This window comes from Bacillus sp. SRL543 (assembly GCF_984799205.1).
Genome location: NZ_OZ481794.1, coordinates 1,475,580 through 1,494,942 on the forward strand (window position 1 = coordinate 1,475,580; position 19,363 = coordinate 1,494,942).

At 46.3% G+C, this 19,363-nt stretch carries 20 protein-coding genes; 13 read left to right on the forward strand and 7 right to left on the reverse strand.

The window, feature by feature from the left end:
• Positions 1-58 precede the first annotated feature (58 nt).
• From AC4E8B_RS07530 to AC4E8B_RS07555, 6 genes are all read left to right on the forward strand, one after another.
• On the forward strand, positions 59-1,360 hold the full coding sequence (locus AC4E8B_RS07530; protein ID WP_490219562.1) for a carbohydrate ABC transporter permease: 1,302 nt from the start codon (positions 59-61) through the stop codon (positions 1,358-1,360).
• Between the two features lies 1 nt (position 1,361).
• Positions 1,362-2,204, forward strand: a complete 843-nt coding sequence (locus AC4E8B_RS07535; RefSeq protein ID WP_490217963.1) for a sugar ABC transporter permease — start codon at positions 1,362-1,364, stop codon at positions 2,202-2,204.
• An 88-nt stretch (positions 2,205-2,292) separates the two neighbouring features.
• The gene (locus AC4E8B_RS07540; RefSeq protein ID WP_490217964.1) at positions 2,293-3,834 is read left to right on the forward strand and encodes an alpha-amylase family glycosyl hydrolase; all 1,542 of its coding nucleotides are present in this window, start codon (positions 2,293-2,295) and stop codon (positions 3,832-3,834) included.
• 45 nt (positions 3,835-3,879) lie between these two features.
• On the forward strand, positions 3,880-6,237 hold the full coding sequence (locus AC4E8B_RS07545; RefSeq protein WP_490217965.1) for a glycoside hydrolase family 31 protein: 2,358 nt from the start codon (positions 3,880-3,882) through the stop codon (positions 6,235-6,237).
• Between the two features lie 45 nt (positions 6,238-6,282).
• Positions 6,283-7,308, forward strand: a complete 1,026-nt coding sequence (locus tag AC4E8B_RS07550; RefSeq protein ID WP_490217966.1) for a LacI family DNA-binding transcriptional regulator — start codon at positions 6,283-6,285, stop codon at positions 7,306-7,308.
• Positions 7,309-7,801: 493 nt separating this feature from the next.
• Entirely contained in the window at positions 7,802-9,469 is a 1,668-nt protein-coding gene (locus tag AC4E8B_RS07555; protein ID WP_490217967.1) for a transposase, read from the forward strand.
• Positions 9,470-9,905: 436 nt separating this feature from the next.
• On the opposite strand, the gene AC4E8B_RS07560 is transcribed toward AC4E8B_RS07555, so the two are convergent.
• Entirely contained in the window at positions 9,906-10,778 is an 873-nt protein-coding gene (locus AC4E8B_RS07560) for an SDR family oxidoreductase (RefSeq protein WP_490217968.1), read from the reverse strand.
• Between the two features lie 103 nt (positions 10,779-10,881).
• On the opposite strand from AC4E8B_RS07560, the gene AC4E8B_RS07565 reads away from it, so the two are divergent.
• Positions 10,882-11,385, forward strand: a complete 504-nt coding sequence (locus AC4E8B_RS07565) for a GNAT family N-acetyltransferase (RefSeq protein ID WP_490217969.1) — start codon at positions 10,882-10,884, stop codon at positions 11,383-11,385.
• Between the two features lie 440 nt (positions 11,386-11,825).
• Here AC4E8B_RS07565 and AC4E8B_RS07570 read toward each other — a convergent pair whose 3' ends face one another.
• On the reverse strand, positions 11,826-12,317 hold the full coding sequence (locus AC4E8B_RS07570; RefSeq protein WP_490217970.1) for a YajQ family cyclic di-GMP-binding protein: 492 nt from the start codon (positions 12,315-12,317) through the stop codon (positions 11,826-11,828).
• A gap of 185 nt (positions 12,318-12,502) precedes the next feature.
• On the opposite strand from AC4E8B_RS07570, the gene AC4E8B_RS07575 reads away from it, so the two are divergent.
• Entirely contained in the window at positions 12,503-13,366 is an 864-nt protein-coding gene (locus tag AC4E8B_RS07575) for a CvfB family protein (protein WP_490217971.1), read from the forward strand.
• 69 nt (positions 13,367-13,435) lie between these two features.
• Here the strand turns inward: AC4E8B_RS07575 and AC4E8B_RS07580 are convergent, their stop codons facing one another.
• Together AC4E8B_RS07580 and AC4E8B_RS07585 are read right to left on the reverse strand one after the other, a co-directional pair.
• The gene (locus tag AC4E8B_RS07580; RefSeq protein ID WP_009794054.1) at positions 13,436-13,567 is read right to left on the reverse strand and encodes a DUF3941 domain-containing protein; all 132 of its coding nucleotides are present in this window, start codon (positions 13,565-13,567) and stop codon (positions 13,436-13,438) included.
• 74 nt (positions 13,568-13,641) lie between these two features.
• Entirely contained in the window at positions 13,642-14,502 is an 861-nt protein-coding gene (locus tag AC4E8B_RS07585; RefSeq protein ID WP_490217972.1) for a DegV family protein, read from the reverse strand.
• A gap of 129 nt (positions 14,503-14,631) precedes the next feature.
• Between AC4E8B_RS07585 and AC4E8B_RS07590 the strand changes: the two genes are divergently transcribed.
• Together AC4E8B_RS07590 and AC4E8B_RS07595 are read left to right on the forward strand one after the other, a co-directional pair.
• Entirely contained in the window at positions 14,632-15,462 is an 831-nt protein-coding gene (locus AC4E8B_RS07590; protein ID WP_490217973.1) for a YitT family protein, read from the forward strand.
• A gap of 20 nt (positions 15,463-15,482) precedes the next feature.
• Complete coding sequence (locus tag AC4E8B_RS07595) at positions 15,483-16,235, forward strand: BsuPI-related putative proteinase inhibitor (RefSeq protein WP_490217974.1); 753 nt, start codon at positions 15,483-15,485, stop codon at positions 16,233-16,235.
• Between the two features lie 44 nt (positions 16,236-16,279).
• Here AC4E8B_RS07595 and AC4E8B_RS07600 read toward each other — a convergent pair whose 3' ends face one another.
• The 3 genes from AC4E8B_RS07600 to AC4E8B_RS07610 all read right to left on the reverse strand — a co-directional run bounded on the left by AC4E8B_RS07600 (position 16,280) and on the right by AC4E8B_RS07610 (position 17,577).
• Positions 16,280-16,471 carry a DUF3813 domain-containing protein gene (locus AC4E8B_RS07600; protein WP_490217975.1) on the reverse strand — a complete coding sequence of 64 codons (192 nt, stop codon included), beginning with the start codon at positions 16,469-16,471 and terminating at the stop codon, positions 16,280-16,282.
• 2 nt (positions 16,472-16,473) lie between these two features.
• Entirely contained in the window at positions 16,474-16,626 is a 153-nt protein-coding gene (locus AC4E8B_RS07605; protein WP_009794059.1) for a hypothetical protein, read from the reverse strand.
• A 129-nt stretch (positions 16,627-16,755) separates the two neighbouring features.
• Positions 16,756-17,577, reverse strand: a complete 822-nt coding sequence (locus tag AC4E8B_RS07610; protein ID WP_490217976.1) for a Cof-type HAD-IIB family hydrolase — start codon at positions 17,575-17,577, stop codon at positions 16,756-16,758.
• Between the two features lie 256 nt (positions 17,578-17,833).
• On the opposite strand from AC4E8B_RS07610, the gene AC4E8B_RS07615 reads away from it, so the two are divergent.
• From AC4E8B_RS07615 to AC4E8B_RS07625, 3 genes are all read left to right on the forward strand, one after another.
• Positions 17,834-18,628 (forward strand): prolyl oligopeptidase family serine peptidase, encoded by a 795-nt coding sequence (locus tag AC4E8B_RS07615; RefSeq protein WP_490217977.1) that lies wholly within the window; start codon positions 17,834-17,836, stop codon positions 18,626-18,628.
• Positions 18,629-18,698: 70 nt separating this feature from the next.
• A complete protein-coding gene (locus AC4E8B_RS07620; protein WP_490217978.1) occupies positions 18,699-19,007 on the forward strand; it encodes a metal-sulfur cluster assembly factor in 309 nt (102 codons plus the stop codon).
• Between the two features lies 1 nt (position 19,008).
• Positions 19,009-19,347 carry a DsrE family protein gene (locus AC4E8B_RS07625; RefSeq protein ID WP_490217979.1) on the forward strand — a complete coding sequence of 113 codons (339 nt, stop codon included), beginning with the start codon at positions 19,009-19,011 and terminating at the stop codon, positions 19,345-19,347.
• The last annotated feature ends 16 nt before the right edge of the window (positions 19,348-19,363 follow it).

Here is a 19,363-nt window from a genome sequence, read left to right on the forward strand (position 1 = left end):
GAAGACAATAGTGCCGCAAAGAAAAATCCACTAAAAAATCGCCCTTTATGGGAATCAGATAGAAAGGGGCATCCTTTCAATGGAAGAAGCATACCGTTCAAACCATCGGAAAATTGCTGCAGGCCTGTCCATCATCCCGGGACTCGGCCAAATGTATAATAAACAATTTGTCAAAGGCATCGCCTTTTTAATCCTGTCTTTATCATTCATCGTTGCGTTTAAAGACTTCCTCAACATCGGTCTTTGGGGACTTGTCACTCTCGGAGAAAAGCTGCCGAGGGATAATTCCATCTTCCTCCTGGTATACGGAATCATTTCCGTCATCCTGATTTTGTTTGCGGCAGGGTTTATGTTCATCAATCTCCGCGACGCCTATAAAAATGGAAAGAAACGGGACTTGGGCCAGCACCTGAGCTCGATTAAAGAGCAATATCATACATTGATAGATTCCGGGTTCCCATACTTGATGATAACTCCGGGATTCTTTCTTCTAGTGTTCGTTGTCATCCTGCCAATTGTGTTTGTGCTTTTGCTTTCGTTCACTAACTACAATCTGTATCATCAATGGCCCGCGAAGCTGATGGACTGGGTGGCGTTGGAGAACTTCGCCAAACTGGTGACATTGGATATCTGGCGCGATACCTTCGTAAACGTGTTTGCCTGGACGATCATCTGGACATTTGGTGCGACAACGTTCCAGATCGCCCTCGGAGTGTTCCTGGCAGTTCTTGTCAACCAGAAGGATCTAAAGGGGAAGGCCATTATAAGGACGATCCTGATCCTGCCATGGGCCGTACCGGCATTTGTATCCATCCTTATTTTTTCCGGCCTGTTCAATGAAACGTTCGGTGCCATCAATAATGTAGTGCTTGATTTCATTGGCATCGGTCCAATCCCGTGGATGACTGAGGCCCTGTGGACAAGGATCGCTCTTATCATGATTCAGACCTGGCTTGGCTTCCCGTTCATCTTTGCGATGGTCACAGGTGTACTCCAGGCTATTCCGGATGAGCTTTATGAAGCGGCAACGGTGGATGGGGCAACGATCTGGCAGAAGTTTAAGAATATTACCTTCCCGCTGATCATGCTGTCCATTGCACCGATCCTGATTACGCAATATACATTTAACTTTAATAACTTCAATATTATTTACCTGTTCAATATGGGAGGCCCTGCTATCTCGGATCAAAATGCAGGAGGAACCGATATACTGATTTCGTGGATTTATAACCTTACTGTCACGAAATCGGAATATGGCATGGCTGCAGCCATCACCATGATTCTATCAGCCATTGTCATTAGTGTGGCTTTATGGCAATTCAGAAGGACGAAAGCTTTCAAAGAGGAGGATATGATGTGATATGACGACCAAAAAAGAAAAATTCATCAGGCTGTCACTGACTTATCTTGTCATTCTTTTTATGGCGGTCATTATCATTTATCCGATTCTGTGGGCTATTGGTGCATCATTGAATCCAGGTACGAGCTTGACCAATTCATCACTCATACCGAAAAATGCGACATTTGACCATTATAAGACGATATTTAATCCAGAGGAAAGCAATTATCTGATCTGGTACTGGAATACACTGAAAATTTGTGTGATCACCATGCTGGCATCTGTCATCACCATCAGCTTGATGGCGTACTCTTTTTCACGGTACCGCTTTGTCGGCAGGAAAAATGGGCTTACCACATTCCTGATCCTTCAGATGGTACCTAACTTTGCCGCATTGATTGCCATCTTTGTACTTGCCCAGGTCACAAACCTGCTGGATACCCATCTTGGGCTCATCCTCATTTACGTAGGCGGAGCAATTCCGATGAACACTTGGCTGATGAAAGGCTATCTGGACAGCATCCCTAAAGAGCTGGATGAAAGTGCAAGGATGGATGGCGCAGGCCACTTCCGGATTTTCTGGCAGATCATCATGCCGCTCGCGAAACCGATCGTTGCAGTTGTTGCGCTCTTTACGTTCATTGCACCGTTTACGGACTTCATCCTGGCAAAGGTCATGCTAAGGACACCTGAGAAATATACGCTTGCCGTCGGATTGTATGAGCTTGTTTCAAGGCAGTATGGAGCCGAATTTACTACTTTCGCTGCCGGATCTGTCCTGATTGCGATCCCGATTTCAATTTTATTCTTATCTTTCCAGAAATATTTCGTTTCAGGTTTGACTGCCGGGGGCACAAAAGGCTAATCTTAAAGGGTTAGTGACTTTAGGGCTGGGCTGCTTAAAGGGTTATTTCCTTATGGCAGCTCAGCTTGATATTTAAGGAGGAGCGGAGATGAAAAAAGGAGTCATGGCTCTCATCTTAATTCCGTTTCTTCTTTTTTGCGCCCTACCGGTAGGAGCAGTTGAAAAAGAAGAGCGTAAATGGCAGGATGAAACAATTTATTTTCTAATGGTCGACCGTTTTAATAACGGTGATTTCAGCAATGATCTGGAAACAAACGCAAGTGATCCGAAAGCTTATCATGGAGGGGACTTCAAGGGGATCATTGACGAGCTTGACTATTTGAAGGATATGGGCTTTACAGCCATCTGGCTGACGCCGATTTTTGAAAACGAAGCCGGCGGCTACCATGGCTATTGGATCAATGATTTTTATAAAACAGAGGAAAACTTCGGATCTATCGAAACGTTTAAAAAGCTTGTAAAAGAAGCCCATAAGCGTGATATGAAAATCATACTTGACTTTGTTGTCAATCATGTAGGACCGAATCATCCCTGGGTGAATGATCCGGACAAGCAGGACTGGTTCCATGAACAGAAGGAAATAACCAACTGGGAAAATCAGGACGAGCTTGAAAATGGCTGGATCTATAATCTTCCGGACCTTGCACAGGAAAACCCGGAAACGAGGAAATACCTTCTGGATGCAGCCAAATGGTGGATAGAAGAGACCGATATTGACGGATACCGCCTGGATACGGTCAAGCATGTGCCTGTTGACTTCTGGGAGGATTTCGCGAAAGAAGTAAAAAGCGCCAAGGAGGAGTTCTATCTTCTCGGTGAAGTATGGACAGATGATCCTGCTTATATTGCACAGTATGAGAAAGCAGGGATCGACGGATTTGTCGATTATCCGCTGAACGGGCATTTGAGAACGGCATTTGAAAAGCCCGGGCAGCCGTTTGACTGGCTGTTTGCCAGCTGGGAGAGAAATCAGGCCCAATATGATAATCCTTTTTTAATGGGAACATTCATGGACAATCATGACACCGTCCGTTTTACGCGAGATGCAGTCAGCAACAATGAGCATCCAGGCCCGAGATGGCGTCTGGCCCTCACATATTTGTACACGTCCCCGGGGATTCCCATTGTTTATTATGGAAGTGAAATAGCGCTTGATGGCGGGGAAGATCCTGACAACCGCCGGCAGATGGACTTCCGGACAGACCAGGAGCTTGTGGAATATATCTCGGATATCGGGACATTAAGGCAGCAGCTCCCATCTCTCACAAGGGGCACAATGGAGCCTTTATACAATAAAGATGGCATGGCAGTGTACAAGCGGACTTATGAGGACGAAACCACTGTCGTAGCCATTAATAATACAGTCAAAACACAGACCGTCTCCCTTGAATCTGGCCTGCTTGAAGAAGATAAGCAGCTGAAAGGGCTTTTGGGAGGGGACCTTGTACGGTCTGATAATGGAACATACAAGCTGATCGTTGACCGTGAGGAAGCCGAAATCTATGTGCTGTCAGAAAAGACAGGTTTGAATATCCCATATCTGGCAGTAATGGGGCTGGTCTATGCAGCCTTCATCGTCTTTATTTTCCTTCTTTGGAGAAGGTCGAAAAAGAGGAAGCCTGTTTCCTGACCACATCCGGCACTGCCGGCAGCTTCCATATCCCGGTCATGACAGATGGGATTAGAAGGAGGAGTCGGCTATATGGAAGATACAAGTTTTGCCATACATCCAGGAAAGAGCAGAAAGATAGAAAACAGTGATTACCAAGAAGCAGGAGATGTGCTGGCTATAGAAAAATGCAGGAATGGCCTGAAGGTCCGGACGGAAACAGGGGAACTCAGGATTGTATTCTTTGCAGAAGATATCGTCCGCATCACTATGAACTTTTTTGGCGAAGCGGATGTGAGAACAAGCCCTGCCGTCATTGGCGGGCTGCAGGAAGCAGCGCTCGAGCATAATGAATCAGGAGGCCAGGCAGAAGTAAAGACCTCTTGTCTGACTGTCAAAATTAACAAATCCCCGCTCCGGGTTTCGGTGGCGGATGCTGCCGGCAGGATTCTTGCCGGAGAGAACCAAAAAGGGATGGGCTATAAGCATTCCAAAGAAGTCATCTGCTTCAAGAATATGGAGGAGAAGGACCAGTTTTACGGCTTTGGAGAAAAAACGGGCTTTCTTAATAAAAGAGGGGAAAAGCTGGTTATGTGGAATAGTGACGTTTATGCTCCGCATAATCCGGAAACAGACCCGCTGTATCAGTCAATCCCGTTTTTTCTCACCTTGAGAGAAGGGAAAGCCCATGGCATATTCTTCGATAATACTTTCCGGGCAGAGTTTGATATGCGCGGAGAAGAGTTTTATTCCTTTTCTGCCGATGGCGGCCAGCTTGATTATTATATAATGGCTGGACCTGCGCCGAAGGATGTTATCCGCCAATACACCTCGCTGACAGGCAGGATGCCCTTGCCGGCCAAGTGGGCAATCGGCTACCATCAATCGCGGTACAGCTATGAAAGCCAGCAGGAAGTGATGGAGCTGGCGGAGACATTCAAGGAAAAAGGCATTCCGCTGGATAGCATCCATCTGGATATCCACTATATGGACGAGTACAGGGTATTTACATTTGACAAAAACAAATTTCCTGATCCTGGGAAAATGGTCAGTGATCTGAAAAAAATGGGCATACACATTGTTCCGATCGTTGATCCGGGTGTCAAGGAAGACCCGGAATATATGGTCTATAAACAGGGCATCCAGGAAGACCTCTTCTGCAAGTACCTGGAAGGCAATGTTTACTACGGAGACGTCTGGCCTGGAAACAGTGCATTTCCTGATTTCACAAGCGAAAAAGTGCGCGACTGGTGGGGAAGCCTCCACTCTTACTATACAGAGCTTGGAATTGAAGGCATCTGGAATGACATGAATGAACCGGCAGTCTTCAATGAAAGTAAAACAATGGACTTGAAAGTCATGCATGATAACGATGGAAATCCCCGGACGCATAAGGAGCTTCATAATCTCTACGGCCTTCTGATGGGGAAATCGACATATGAAGGCATGAAGAGCAATTTGAAAGGGAAGCGGCCTTTCCTGCTTACGCGTGCAGGATATTCCGGTGTCCAGCGGTATGCGGCTGTATGGACAGGGGATAACCGGAGCTTTTGGGAGCATCTGCAAATGTCGCTGCCAATGGTCATGAACCTTGGCGTCTCCGGCATTCCTTTTTCAGGTCCGGATGTAGGCGGCTTCGCCCATGATTCCAATGGGGAGCTTCTCGCCAGATGGACACAGGCAGGTGCATTCACCCCATTTTTCAGGAATCACAGCGTGCTCGGATCAGCAAGGCAGGAGCCATGGGCATTCGGAGAGAAATATGAAGCCATCGTTAAAAAATACATTGAGCTCCGGCATACATGGATGCCCCATCTTTATTCTTTATTTGCCGAGGCTCATAAAGAGGGCACTCCTGTTATGAGGCCATTATTCCTCGAATTTCCGGAGGACGAACATACCTGGAATCTTTCTGATCAATTCCTGATTGGCGACAATGTCATCATTGCCCCGATCATGCAGCCGGGGACTTTCCATAGAGCTGTCTATCTGCCTGAAGGCATGTGGGTAGATTATTGGACCGGCAGTACCTATGAGGGAGGGAAGCACCATCTGATCCATGCTCCTTTGGAAACGCTGCCGATTTTCATCAAAAAAGGGACAATGGCTGCCCATGGGGAAGCTGGTGCACTGACACTTCATCTCTATTATGAAGAAGGTGCTGAATGCTCTTATACTTTGTATGAAGATGATGGGGAAACTTTCGCATACGAAAAAGGGGAATACAGGGAGATTTGCTTTGAAGTGAAGTGTGAGGAAGGAACGGTATATCTGAACTCGACAGACACCGGCACTTTTGAGCCTGGCTGGAGCACAGTCCAGCTTGCCGTGCACAGCAGAGAAGATGTCCGGTTAAAGAAAGGAAGCAGCACGCTGCTCCCTGAAAAAATTGAGGAAGGCCGCCATTACTTTATAATTTCATAAACAGAAACAGCAGCGGTTTACTCTTATGGATAAGGGGGGAAGGGAATGGCCGTTACCATTAAAGACGTGGCAAAACTGGCGAATGTGGCCCCTTCTACAGTTTCCCGCGTGATAGCAAATAGCCCGCGGATCAGCGAAAAGACGAAGCAAAAAGTCAGGAAAGCGATGGGAAAATTGGGGTACCATCCGAATTTCATCGCCAGGAGCCTTGCCAGCCAGTCAACACAGGCAATCGGACTAATTATGCCCAGCTCCACCGACGTCGTATTCCAAAATCCTTTTTTCCCGACTGTTCTGAGGGGCATCAGCGAAGGTGCCCATGAAAAGCATTATGCCCTTCATATGACGACAGGCAAAACAGACGAGGAAATCTATAACGGAGTTGTCCAGATGGTACAGGGCGGCAGGGTGGATGGTGTTGTCCTGCTGTATTCAAAGATTGAAGACAAGGTCCTGTCATTTTTACAGGATGGGCATTATCCTTTCGTTGTTATCGGAAAACCGTTCCGCAATGTAGAGGAAATCACACATGTTGATAACGACAATTTCCGGGCTGCGAAAGAAGCGACCGATTATTTAATCGAACTTGGGCATACCCATATTGCCTTTGTCGGGGGAGACTTGAATCTTGTAGTTACTGTAGAGCGCCTGCTGGGCTATGAAAAAGCCCTGAGAGCTGCGGACATAGAGCTGGACAATGATTATGTTATCCATGAAGAATTTCTCAAGGAAGGCGGCCAGGAGGCGGTAAGGGAGCTTCTCTCTCTTGAAAAGCCCCCGACCGCCCTGGTGGTGGCTGACGACCTTATGGCACTCGGCGTACTGAATACATTGGATGAAATGGGGATATCCGTGCCTGATGATATTTCTATCATCAGCTTCAATAATGTCCTACTGTCAGAAATGTCCCGGCCGCCGCTGACATCGGTCGATATTAATATCTTCGACCTCGGATACCAGGCAGCTAAAAGCCTGATCCAAATGGTGGAAGATCCGAAAGAGCCGACCAAAAGGATCATCATTCCTCATCAAATCATTAAAAGGCATACCTGCAGTGCTACTGCAAAATAACGTTTCAAAAGCTGTCTCCCGGTATTCTGCCGGGGCGGCTTTTTTTAGTTTTTAGCTCTATTAATATTCAATGTTAATATTACCTATAATGGAACTATATGATTTGCGGATGTTTGGTTTTGCAATATTTTCTTGTTAAATGACGGACCCGATAGGCAAACTCTATTTAAGAGCAGTCCGCTCCCACCCATATAGGGAGCGGACCTTCCCGGACCTGACTGAGGGATTCGGGGACAGGCAGAAAAATAAGCGGAAAAATTCCCCCTAATTTCAAAAACACTCTAAAAACAGCTCAAATAGAGGGAGAAATTCCGGCTAACGACTTAAAAAGCAGGAAAATGGGCAACTTCCCTCCGCTTAACCGGAAAATCGAGACTGTCGATTAATTCAAGATAATCTCGTTTTTCACACACTTTTCTACATTCTATAAATTCCTCATCACTTCACTCCATATGTTCGGTAAAATAAAGATATTCTTACGTATGGAGTGATCATGATGGCAAACATTCAATATAAAACATTTGGCCAGCTAACTTTATCAGATTACGAAGTTTTCTCTTCGGTTCCTGCCCATCCTTTCTGGAGCCGGGTAGAGCAGGTAGTTGACTTTTCCTTTGCCGATCAACTCTGTGCCCCCCTGTATTCCACAAAGGGACAACGCCCTTATGCTCCCTCCTTAAAATTAAAAATCCATTTTGTACAACGCTATCACAATTATTCTGACCGTGAAATGGAAGAGGCCATTCTTTATCATCTGCATTTAAAACGTTTTTTGGGAGTGCCCGTTTCTTTCAATGGTTTTGATCACAGTACCTTGGGTCTCGATCGGAACCGCATGGGTTCTGAGCTTTTTGATGCGTGTCATCACCATATCCTTTCCCAGGCTTTGGCGAAAGGGCTATGGGGAAAGGAAGATGACCGCTGGCTTATCGATTCCTTCCATACTTACGCCAATATTGCGAAGGTGGGCGCCTACCGTCTAATCCAACAGGGAATCCTCCAGATCATTCAACACATCAAACGGACATATCCGAAGTTATATACCCATCTTTCCCAGGACTGTCCCCTCAAAAGCTTCCTGAAACGGCTCTCCGACCAAGCCCCTGAAGGGGATCGACTGGTATTATTCAGCGGCCTGGCAGTGGAAGCCTACAGCCTGTTACATTGGCTGGAAAATGAGAGGGTGAAGCCTTTATTCTGGGCATGGGAGAACGATAAACAACAGCTTCGCTGTTTAGAACTTCAAGGAATTCTTTATCAGATCCTGCAAGAGAACACCAAACCGGTTAAGCCTGACGGCGCTGGACAGACACAACCCCAATACAAGGAATTGCCCAAAAAAGAAAAGCCGGCGGATCGCATCCGGAGCGCCTATGACCCGGAAATCAGGGGTGGGCACAAAACGAAATCCATGAAGTTTACTGGAGATAAAATCCAGGTCCTGGAGTCGAGGCAGAATGGATTAATCCTGAATACCGAACCCATTCCGGGTAACGAATGGGATGGAGACCGCCTTGTCCCAATGGTGGAGGAAATGGTCAGCCGCTACCTTGTATTGCCGAAGCAAGTCATCGGGGATACGGCTTATGGCACAGGGGAGAATCGTCAGAAAATAACAGAGATGCAGATTTCACTGAGCGCCCCCATACAAAGAAGTACAAATCCGACAGGATTAATAGAAAGCGATTGGTTTGTTTATGATCCAAAATTGAATGAGGTCACCTGCCCTCTTGGATACTCGACTTCTAAAAAAGTACGCAATAACAAAAGTCAGGGCTATCAATTCAAATTTCAAGGGCAAACGTGTCAAGCCTGCCCCATGTTTGCCCAATGTACGACCAATGAAAAAGGGCGGACCGTCTTTATCAGTGATTTTTACGAAATTATGGAACAAGGAAGATCCTATAATCAAACCGATGAAGGAAAAAACTCATTAAGGGCCAGGTACGATGTGGAGAGGACGAATCATGAAGCTGCCAACCATCACGGGCTCAGAAAGCCAAGAACAAGAGGGAGGGAATCATTAAGGATTGCGTCCAAGTTGACGGCCATGGTCATTAATGTGAAAATCATGGTTAAAAAAGTAGCTGAATACATCCCGCCCTTTTACCGCTACAAAAAATGCGAAAATCGGGTAAAGGCCCCCGTCTGTCCAAATTAGGGAAATGAGAACAAACAGAGGGTCCTCAAAAGAGGAAAAACCAATAAAATAATGATAGTTTGTGAAAAAAAACGATAAAATTCACAAAGTCTGTGAAATAAGGCGTAGAAGAGGAATAAACAACAACTTAATCGACAGTCTCAAATCTCCCCTTATTTATTCCCACCCGTGCCATATTCTGCAGTTTAACAGGAGAATCTCCGCTTATTTTAAGGCTTGCTGGTCACTCAAATAAGGATAAGACTTAACAATAGACTTTTACAGAGCATAGTTTTTAAGAGAAAAAGGCAGTTTTATATGGTTAAATCTGGAGGGTCTGACGGGGATTCAGGGAGGATACCGCTTGTTTTTACTCACAGCGCATAAAAAAACCAGCCGGAGGACGTCTGGCATCCGGCTGGTTTTCTGTTATTTTCTTCGTTTGTTATGACTGATTTTAGCCATTAACAATCTTCCCGCCATTGATGTGAAGCATCTGGCCGGATACGTAGGATGAGTCGTCGCTTGCGAGATATACATAGCCTGGTGCCAGTTCGTACGGCTGTCCGGCCCTGCCAAGCGGTGTGTCGGTTCCGAATTTGGCGACATCTTCTTCTGTGAAGGTAGAAGGGATGAGCGGCGTCCAGATGGGGCCGGGTGCAACGGCATTTACCCTGATGCCGGAATCAGCCAGGTTTGTTGACAGGGAGCGGGTGAATGTAACGATCGCTCCCTTAGTGGAAGAATAGTCAATCAGCTTAGGATGTCCTGCATACGCTGTGATGGATGCCGTATTGATGATAGAGCTTCCTTTGTCCAGATGCGGCAGTACAGCTTTTGTCAGGTGGAACATAGAGAAAATATTCGTCCTGAATGTTTTTTCAAGCTGTTCTGTGCTGATATCGAGCAGGCTTGTCTGCGGATGCTGCTCACCGGCATTATTGACAAGGATATTCACTTTGCCAAACTCATCCAGCGTCTTGGAAACTACTTCTTTTGCAAAGCTTTCATCTCCGAGGTCGCCAGCAAGCAGGAGGCATTTGCGGCCTGCGGCTTCGACTTCCTGTTTCGTTTCCTTTGCATCATCAGTCTCCTCCAGATAAACGACAGCGACATCAGCTCCTTCTTTTGCAAAATATATAGCAACAGATTTGCCGATTCCACTGTCTCCGCCAGTAATAATGGCCACCTTGCCTTCGAGTTTTCCAGAGCCCTTAAAATTTGGATCGATATAAGTAGGCTCCGGAGTCATTTTATCTTCTACACCCGGCTGCTGGTTCTGGTGCTGCGGGACGAATCCATTCTGGTTATTGTTTTGTTCTTTTGCCATTATGCAAAACCTCCAATTTTTAATAGATATTAGGTGTATTCCATGCTAGTATGTGATAAAAACATGGAAAAAATTTCTTTTGCTAAAAAGGGGAGACATCAATATGATAACCATCAGGCGGGGAAGGCCGGAGGATGCTGAGGCGCTGCTTAACCATACTGTGCAGATTTTGCAGGAATCCGAGAACATGCTGACTGTTCCAGAGGAATTTAAGGCAACCGTTGAAGAAGAACGTGAATGGATCCTTATGCATGACCGGCCGGGAAATCTGCTTTTGACTGCCTGGAGCGGGAAAGAGCTTGCCGGAGTTTTGAACTTTACCCGGAAAACACGCAAAAAAGTCAGCCATATCGGAATGTTCGGCATATCCATTAAAGAAAAATATTGCAATCAAGGCATCGGGAAGCAGCTGATCGGCACCTGCCTGGAATGGGCGAAAGCGGAGCAGGGCATTGAAAAAGTGTGCCTGGAAGTGTTCTCCCATAACGAGCGGGGCATTCATTTATATAAGAAAATGGGATTCCAGGAGGAAGGCAGAAGGATCAGGCATGTGAGGAATTGTGATGGCTCCTATTCAGATGAGCTGCTGATGTATGTGTTTGTTTAATAAATAACCCCGGCATGCCTCTGGCATCCGGGGTTATTTATTGGGCAAGCGTCTTCCGCTTTTTTCTATTGTCCAGCTCCAGCGGCTAGAGCCTCGAGTCATAAGAAGCGCCAGAATTAAAGGCAAAGAACGCCTTTTATTCTGAAGCGTCTTAAGCTTGTCGGGGGCTGGGCAAGCGCCTTCCGCTTTTCTTCTTGTCCAGCTCCAAAGCCTAGGCCCTCGAGTCTTAAGTCAATCAGATCAAAAGGTTAAAGAACAACCTTCCGCTCTGCTTGTCTTAAGCTTGTCGGGCCTGAGCAAGGCTTTTCCGCTTTTCTATTTGTCCAGCTCCAGGCGCTAGCCCCTCGAGTCATAAGCCACTTCAGGATTGAAGGCAAAGAACGCCTTCTATCCTGAAGCGTCTTATGCTTGTCGGGGCTGGGCAAGCGCCTTCCGCTTTTCTATCGATAGTTTATAAACTGTACTTCAACTGTCAGGTCGGCTTCTCTTACGGCAGCTATTACCTGCTGAAGGTCGTCCCTGTTCTTTCCTGTGACACGGACCTGGTCGTCCTGTACCTGGCTCTTTACTTTTAAGCCGCTGTTTTTGATGAGGGTGTTGATTTTCTTTGCATTTTCCTTATCGATTCCCTGCATAAGTTTGGCACGCTGCCTGACAGTCCCGCCGGAAGCTGCTTCCACTTTTCCATAATCAAGGTTCTTGATGGGAATTCCGCGTTTGATCATTTTGCTGAGCAGTACATCTTTCAGCTGTTCAAGCTTATATTCATCATCCGAAACCAGGACAAGCTCTTCCTTATCAAGGGTTACATTACTTTTGCTTCCCTTGAAGTCGTAGCGGGTCTTGACTTCTTTCATTGCAATACTGATTGCATTTGTTACTTCAGATAATTCTACTTTGGATACAATATCAAATGAGCTTTCTTTTGACATATCTTGACCTCCGTTAATCCTTGTATTTAGCCACTGTTTTGAAGCCGGGGGCCGGTTATATTCCTGCAGCCGGCCGCTCCTGCCCCGAAACCGTTTTACCTTATTCGTTTATTATAGTAAAATATAGCAGTTCAAACAACTTTCATATTGTCAGCAGACAATAAAGCCATTGAGGAGGAAATTGCATGCCTTTGGCAGACTATATCGGACAAGTCACAACTTTAACCGTATCAAGAAAATCATCTTTCGGTTATTTTCTGACAGACGGTGATGAGGATGTATTATTGCATATAAATGAAGCGGCAAAAGAGTATGATTTGGATGAAAAAGTAGAAGTATTCCTTTACACAGATTCAAGGGAACGCATCTCTGCAACTGATACCCTTCCGGAAATCCGGGTAGGGGTGTATGGCTGGGCAAAGGTCAGCGATGTAAGGGAAGATCTTGGCGTATTCATTGACATCGGAATACAGAAGGAGATGCTCCTAGGACAGGAGGATTTGCCCCTGCACCTTTCTGTCTGGCCGCAGAAAGGCGATCTTCTCTACATCACCCTCCGTGTAAACAGGAATAATCGGGTGTATGTAAAGCACGCGAAGGATCCGATCATTGAGGAGATTTCCATTAAAGCGACACGGAAGGACTTCAACAAGAACGTCCACGGGCATATTTACAGGACCGCGAAAGTCGGGAGCTGGGCCTATACGGCAGAAGGATTCAAAGGCTTTATCCATGAATCCCAGAGGAAGACAGAGCCGCGCCTTGGCGAAAAAATAGAAGGGCGGATCATTGATGTAAAAGAAGATGGAACAGTCAATCTTTCCCTTTTGCCGCGGAAAGAGGAAGCACTTGACGCTGATTCGCAAAAAGTCCTTTCCTATCTTGAAGAGCGGAACGGCTCTATGCCTTATGGGGACAAAAGCATGGCAGAGGACATCCAGGAGCGATTCCAAATGAGCAAATCTTCATTCAAGCGTGCCCTCGGCAGGCTGATGAAAGAAGGAAAGGTCTACCAGGAGGACGGCTGGACATATATCAAGCAATCATAGAAAAAAAGCAAGCGCCGGGCGCTTGCTTTTTTGTTTTTCAGGAAGTCATCTAAATAGAGCCCTGCTGTTTTAGAGATGATCCGTTTTTTTGGAGTATTGATGCTTCCCGGCTTTTCTGTTTTTCTCGCGCATCATATTTTTTTCATGCCTCAAGGCATTATTATCCTGTGCTTTTTTATCATTGTCTGAAGTGTGCGGCATAGAAAAAACCTCCTTTATTCCGGCTTGGTCGCCGTCGGTTTAGTGTCTGCCGCAAACAGAAGGAGTATGTAGGATTATAATGCTATTTCATTCAAAAAGAAGAGTGCGATGGTGCCGGCCCCGGTATGGGATCCTATGGCTGCCCCAATATCTGATATCAATATTTCTCTGGGGCCAAGCTCTTCGATCAGCATCGCTTTGACTTCCTCGGCCGTCTCAGGATTGTCAGCATGGCTGATGGCAATCGTCTGCCCGGAAAAGCCTTTGCCGCGTTCTTTCGCAACCTCGATCATACGGCGCAGGACCTTCTTTTTCCCTCGGATCTTTTCAATGGGGACAAGCTTCCCGTCTTCCACATGAAGGAGAGGCTTGATATTCAGCAGGCCGCCGAGAAAAGCTGAAGCCTTGGAAACACGCCCGCCTTTGGCAAGATGATCCAGATCTTCGACAGTGAAAAGATGCTCCATATGGCGGCTCCGGAAAAGGATATCTTTTTCGATATCTTCCATGGATGCGCCTTCGGCAGATAGCCTGGCCGCTTCTTTAACGATCAATCCGGCTCCAAGAGATGCGCATTTTGTGTCTATAATGGACAAGCTAAGGTCAGGATATTCTTCTTTTACCTGGTCCCGCACCATGGCAGCCGTCTGGTATGTGCCGGACAGCTGGGAAGAGAATGCGATATAGATGCCTTCCCGGCCGTTTTCGGCAAGCTCCCTGAATTCCCTTTCAAAGTCAACCGGGGATACCTGGGAGGTTTTCGGGATATGCCCGCTTCTGATGCTATCATAAACTTTCTTTGGATCGATTGTGATCAAATCTTTGTATTCCTGCCCATCCAACAGAACCTGCAGAGGAAAGAGCAGGACATCATTGTCCTTGAAAAACTGCAACGGTAAATCACTTGCACTGTCAGCCATAATTTTTACTGACATATAGGTCACCTGCTTTCAGCCCATTAATATGCTTTTAGTTTATAGAAACAAGGGAAAAAATACAATGAAATGTGTTGAAAAAACACAATATAGGGTAAAGAAACACCAAGTGTTTTAAGGGGGTTCGGTATGTTTTTATTAGAAACGAAGAAATTTATTGTGGTGCTGATAGGCGCCGTGCTCAATGCGATTGCGATGAACTTTTTCCTGATTCCGGCCAATGTCTATGCCAGCGGGTTTACCGGTGTGGCACAGCTGCTTTCCAGCATTCTCGGAGGCTATGCGTCAACAGGTATTTTATTGTTCGTCCTGAATATACCTGTAACAATTCTCGCGTGGAAAAAGGTGGGCAGATCTTTTACGGTTTACAGCTTTTTAAGCGTGTTCCTTATGTCTCTGTTCCTGGAGCTCATTCCCGTCATCCATGTATCAGAGGATATTCTTCTGAATGCTGTTTTTGGAGGCGTCATTGCGGCGGTAGGCGTGGGCATGACACTGAAATGGGGGGCATCCACAGGGGGCATGGATATTGTCGCCATGCTTCTGTCACGGATGAAAGACCGTCCTGTGGGTACATATTTCTTTACCTTGAACGCCATCATCATCATTACAGCCGGATTTCTTTACGGCTGGGAAAAAGCATTGTACACGCTTGTGACGCTTTATGCTTCAACAAGGGTGATCGATGCTATCCATACAAGGCATGAAAAGCTGACGGCGATGATCGTTACGAAAAAATCGGCGGAGCTTAGGCAGGCCATCCACGATAAGATGGTGCGCGGCATTACGACCCTTCCCGCCAAAGGGGCTTTTACAAATGAAAATAAAGAAATGATGATTATTGTCATCACCCGCTATGAGCTTTTTGACCTTGAAAGGATCATAAAGGATGTCGATCCGTATGCGTTTACGAATATCGTTGAGACAGCCGGGATTTTCGGTTTCTTCAGGAAAGATTAACAAAAAGAGGAGGGTTTGGCATGTTAAGGATTGCAGCAGTTTTGTTCATGATATTCGCTTCACTTCCGATGAATGGCTCAAGCGCCGGTGCAGAAGGCGGCCCTGAAGTTTCCTTGACCGTGGATCCCGGCCAGGAATCGGCTGATATCCAAGTGGGGATTACCAACAGCTCTGATCAGGTGCAGACCTTTGAATTCCCAACCTCGCAAAGATATGATCTGATCATCCGCGATAAGGACGGGGAAACTGTTTATGATGCCGCGGCAGGAAAGTCTTTTCTGCAGGCCATACAGTACTTGAAGCTGGATCCTGGAGAATTTGTTTCCTGGACGGACTCCTGGGACTATGAGACTGCAGCCGGAAGGATCAAGGAAGGGTCCTATTCAGTCGAGCTGTCCATCCCGCTCAAAAGGAAAGGTGAAACCCATGCAGCAGAAGTGCTGAGGAAAAAGGCCGTACTGTATGTCCCAAAGGAGAACCCTGCTTTCAGGAAGGTGGAGATAAGCGGGGGTAATGGTGTTTATGAGGTGAAAGGGGAGGCAAGGACAATGTCAGGGGAATTTAATTATACAGCCGAAGACGGCCATAGGGTGCTTGCCGCGGCGGAATATCCTTCTGATTCTAAACAAAAGTGGTCCCCTTTCCGCGTGAAAATTAATATACCGGAACATTCATTGCCGGAGAATGGTACGGTCATCCTAAACCTTTACGAGAAGGATGAGGAAGGCAGAAGCATCCATTCTTATCCGGCTGTATTGCAGCACTTCCGGTAACCAGAAAAAAGAGCATGCCCTGTTTCCGGGCATGCTCTTTTTTGTCAGCGGCCAGTCAGCTGGTCCAGCTGGCCCTGCAGCTCGCGAAGCTGCTCCTGTTCGGCCCTTGTGGAGTTGGCATAGGCTGAATGAAGTGCATTTTTGGCCTTCGCAATTGTCTGCTGCTGTTCAGACGGTCCTGCTTGTGAAGCCATCTGGACAAATCTCTGCGCTTCCTGATAAAGCCTGTTGCCCATCTTTAAATTCCTCCAAGAGAAGATTCCTGTACATTCGCCATCTTCCTCGCTTCAGCTTCAGCATATGTGGTGTGATAAGGTATGCGGGAATCATGCTTGCTTACTGTATCTGCACCTTGCTGTACAAAGCGTTTCGATTTGTTGCGTTTGCCCATTCGGATCCCCTCCTAAGGAAATATGAAACAGCTCTGCTGCCTCCTTTTTATTATGCGCCAGGGCATGTTTAATTAAAGGAGGGAACAAGAGGAAAAGCCCTGCCGGTCAGCGGCAGGGCCCAGGTTTCGTTATTTCATTGCGTTCAGGCCCAGCAGATCATTCAGATAAACGCCGATTCCATCCTGCTCATTGGTCAGCGTCATCTCATTGGCGACATTTTTCACCACATCGATGGCATTGCCCATGGCAATTCCGCGACCGGCATATTCAAGCATTTCAAGGTCATTATCTTCATCCCCGAAAGCAATGATCCTTTCAGGAGGAATCCCGAAATGATCTGAAGCTTTTTTCAATCCAACCGCTTTGTTAAGTCCGGATTTTACGATCTCAATGACATGCCATGGCGCCGCCCACCGCCTGTGATCGATCACCTCGGCGTGTACATCTGATAAATGATTCCGGATGGTCTTGACTTGTTCCTCATCTGTATGGATCAGCATACTGGTCGGTGAATCTGTGAGGAATCTCCTCAAATCTCCCGTCGTTATTTCTGGGTCTCCCATGCCAAAAATGTCAAGCAGCTTCTCATCGTGGTAGTGGAAGTATACCTCATCGATCACTTCTGCAATGATATTGTGGAATGAAAAGCCGCTGCAGGCTTCTACAATCTCCTTTGCTACCTTTATATCCATCGGCGTATGGTACATGCCCCAATTTCTGTCCTTTGGATGGTGGATAAAGGCACCGTTAAAGTTAACAATAGGAGTATCCAGCCCCATCTCATGGTAATACATCTGGCTTGATCTGAAAGGTCTTCCTGTTGCAATCATGACAACATGCCCCGCCTCGCGGGCTTTTTGGATCACATGCTTCGTTTTTGCAGAAATGGTTTTATCGTCTTTTAATAAGGTTCCATCTAAGTCCAATGCAATTAAATGTTTTTCTGCCATAAAGTCTCCTTCTCATTTCTGTATTAGGATAATCTCAGTGTAAAGCTTTAGGCAAATAAATGTCATCATGCTACACTAAGAATATAGAAAGAATTTACATAAGGGAAATCCGTGGATGGCTTTTTACGGAAGTGCACAATCCAGCCGTTCCTGTATGTGTATTTACCACTATCGTAACAATTTAATATTTATTTTGTAAAAAATATCGCATTATTAAAGAAAAAAGTTTATTTTTAGAGAATTTGGGGGCTGCACCATGATCATAATTGAAAACAGAAAAGTGGAAGGAATTCCTGTACTGCATCTTGCCGCAAAAGAGAAGTTCAGTGAAAAGCTGCCATTCATTATATTTGTACATGGTTTTACAAGTGCAAAGGAGCATAATCTCCATTATGCCTATCTGCTTGCCGAGAAAGGGTTTCGAGTTGTCCTTCCGGAGGCGCTCTACCACGGGGAAAGAAGCACAGGCCTATCCGGGAATGACCTGAACGTGAAATTCTGGGAAATTGTCCTTACAGAGATAGAAGAGCTGAACACACTCAAAACTGCCTTTGCTTCCGAGGGCTTGATTGATGAAGGGAAAATAGGTCTTGCGGGAACTTCGATGGGCGGCATTGTTACAATGGGCGCGCTGACTCGCTATGATTGGATTAAAACGGCAGTCAGCTTGATGGGCATGCCTTATTATGAGAAGTTTGCCCTCTGGCAGATCGATGAGCTTAAAAAGCACGGAATCGATCTTCCATTCAAAGAAGCTGAACTGGCAGGGCTGCTTCAAAAACTGAAAGAGCTTGATATCAGCCAGCAGCCTGAGAAGCTTGCCGGGAGGCCGATATTATTCTGGCACGGAAAGAACGACCAGGTTGTCCCTTATCACTATACTTATCATTTTTATGAATCGATTAGAACAAACTATGAGAAGATGCCCGAGAAACTTGTCTTTTTGACGGATGAAAATGCCGGGCATAAAGTATCAAGGGAAGGGCTGCTCAAAACAGTTGAATGGTTTGAGGCATATTTAGGAGATGGACCGGCCGGTTTGGAGTCATAAGTTTTTTCAAGAGCGCGGCTTTTTGTTATCATATAATCAGCATAATAAAAAAGGCTAAGGAGTGATTAGCATGGATCAGGATTTAAAAGACAGCATCATGGGGGCCCTCGAGCTTGTGGTCGACCCTGAACTTGGTGTAGATATAGTCAATCTTGGACTGGTATACGATGTCAAGATGGAAGAAGAAGGTACGGCAATAGTCGATATGACGCTTACTTCAATGGGCTGCCCGCTTGCCGGGACGATTGTCGACCAGGTGAAGGCTTCACTGTCAGATATACCGGAAGTGAAAAATACAGAGGTCAACATTGTCTGGAGCCCGCCATGGACGAAAGATAAGATGTCCCGCTACGCTAAGATAGCCCTGGGCGTCCAATAATATGAAAAACAAGGTTGTGCTGGTCAGCTCGGACCAGCTCGGCAGAGGGGATGCAGAGCTTGGCACAGGTGTGCTGGAAACTTTTTTCACCGTACTGAAGCAGCAGAAGGAGCTTCCTGCAGCAGTCTTTTTCATGAATAGCGGCGTAAATGCCCTGACAGAGGATTCGTTTGTCTCCGTTCATGCAAAAGAGCTGGAGGAAAAAGGAGTCGACATCCTGGCATGCAAGACATGCGTGGACCACTATGGCCTTGGGGACAAGCTGTATGCCGGCAAAATCAGCGGAATGGCCCATTTTGTCGAACTTGCCGCCAGCCATGAGGTTCTGACGATTTCTTAAATAAGAAGCAAAAAAA

What these genes read in the sequence shown, in the direction of transcription:
- AC4E8B_RS07535 (WP_490217963.1), top strand. Translation starts at nt 1,362, where the DNA reads ATGACGACCAAAAAAGAAAAATTCATCAGGCTGTCACTGACTTATCTT.
- AC4E8B_RS07540 (WP_490217964.1), top strand. Translation starts at nt 2,293, where the DNA reads ATGAAAAAAGGAGTCATGGCTCTCATCTTAATTCCGTTTCTTCTTTTT.
- AC4E8B_RS07545 (WP_490217965.1), top strand. Translation starts at nt 3,880, where the DNA reads ATGGGATTAGAAGGAGGAGTCGGCTATATGGAAGATACAAGTTTTGCC.
- AC4E8B_RS07550 (WP_490217966.1), top strand. Translation starts at nt 6,283, where the DNA reads ATGGCCGTTACCATTAAAGACGTGGCAAAACTGGCGAATGTGGCCCCT.
- AC4E8B_RS07555 (WP_490217967.1), top strand. Translation starts at nt 7,802, where the DNA reads ATGATGGCAAACATTCAATATAAAACATTTGGCCAGCTAACTTTATCA.
- AC4E8B_RS07560 (WP_490217968.1), bottom strand. Translation starts at nt 10,778, where the DNA reads ATGGCAAAAGAACAAAACAATAACCAGAATGGATTCGTCCCGCAGCAC.
- AC4E8B_RS07565 (WP_490217969.1), top strand. Translation starts at nt 10,882, where the DNA reads ATGATAACCATCAGGCGGGGAAGGCCGGAGGATGCTGAGGCGCTGCTT.
- AC4E8B_RS07570 (WP_490217970.1), bottom strand. Translation starts at nt 12,317, where the DNA reads ATGTCAAAAGAAAGCTCATTTGATATTGTATCCAAAGTAGAATTATCT.
- AC4E8B_RS07575 (WP_490217971.1), top strand. Translation starts at nt 12,503, where the DNA reads ATGCCTTTGGCAGACTATATCGGACAAGTCACAACTTTAACCGTATCA.
- AC4E8B_RS07580 (WP_009794054.1), bottom strand. Translation starts at nt 13,567, where the DNA reads ATGCCGCACACTTCAGACAATGATAAAAAAGCACAGGATAATAATGCC.
- AC4E8B_RS07585 (WP_490217972.1), bottom strand. Translation starts at nt 14,502, where the DNA reads ATGTCAGTAAAAATTATGGCTGACAGTGCAAGTGATTTACCGTTGCAG.
- AC4E8B_RS07590 (WP_490217973.1), top strand. Translation starts at nt 14,632, where the DNA reads ATGTTTTTATTAGAAACGAAGAAATTTATTGTGGTGCTGATAGGCGCC.
- AC4E8B_RS07595 (WP_490217974.1), top strand. Translation starts at nt 15,483, where the DNA reads ATGTTAAGGATTGCAGCAGTTTTGTTCATGATATTCGCTTCACTTCCG.
- AC4E8B_RS07600 (WP_490217975.1), bottom strand. Translation starts at nt 16,471, where the DNA reads ATGGGCAACAGGCTTTATCAGGAAGCGCAGAGATTTGTCCAGATGGCT.
- AC4E8B_RS07605 (WP_009794059.1), bottom strand. Translation starts at nt 16,626, where the DNA reads ATGGGCAAACGCAACAAATCGAAACGCTTTGTACAGCAAGGTGCAGAT.
- AC4E8B_RS07610 (WP_490217976.1), bottom strand. Translation starts at nt 17,577, where the DNA reads ATGGCAGAAAAACATTTAATTGCATTGGACTTAGATGGAACCTTATTA.
- AC4E8B_RS07615 (WP_490217977.1), top strand. Translation starts at nt 17,834, where the DNA reads ATGATCATAATTGAAAACAGAAAAGTGGAAGGAATTCCTGTACTGCAT.
- AC4E8B_RS07620 (WP_490217978.1), top strand. Translation starts at nt 18,699, where the DNA reads ATGGATCAGGATTTAAAAGACAGCATCATGGGGGCCCTCGAGCTTGTG.
- AC4E8B_RS07625 (WP_490217979.1), top strand. Translation starts at nt 19,009, where the DNA reads ATGAAAAACAAGGTTGTGCTGGTCAGCTCGGACCAGCTCGGCAGAGGG.